This window comes from Nocardioides sp. F233 (assembly GCF_057813895.1).
In genome coordinates this window covers 1-335 of the sequence record NZ_JBVASH010000020.1, presented here as the reverse complement: position 1 = coordinate 335, position 335 = coordinate 1, and the positions used below count along the sequence as shown (strand labels likewise).

1 rRNA gene is annotated in these 335 nt (G+C 51.0%); it reads left to right on the top strand.

Annotation, left to right across the window (positions count from 1 at the left end):
• Nucleotides 1–250 precede the first annotated feature (250 nt).
• A 23S ribosomal RNA gene (locus ACZYRU_RS26895) occupies nucleotides 251–335 on the top strand; the annotation flags it as partial.

The following is a 335-nucleotide window of genomic DNA, read 5'->3' as shown; positions in this document are numbered from 1 at the left end:
ATCAGACGCCCGCCTGGTTTGTTACTGGGTGTGGGGCTGGTACGGCTTCTGGTTGTTTGACTTCTTCATAGTGGACGCGAGCATTAATAATAGTGTTTGTTTCGTGATTGTTTTGTGTGTTCTCTTAATTGGTTTGTTCCACAGACTCAATGTTTTGAGGACCGCTGACAGTTCATCTGACTGCTCGACTCTTGCTGTTCCTTCGGGGGTGGTGGGGGTGGGGTTGTTGTGTGTGTTGGTGGTTTGTTGTGGGCAAGTTGTTAAGGGCACATGGTGGATGCCTTGGCATCGAGAGCCGATGAAGGACGTTGGAGCCTGCGAAATGCCCTGGGGAG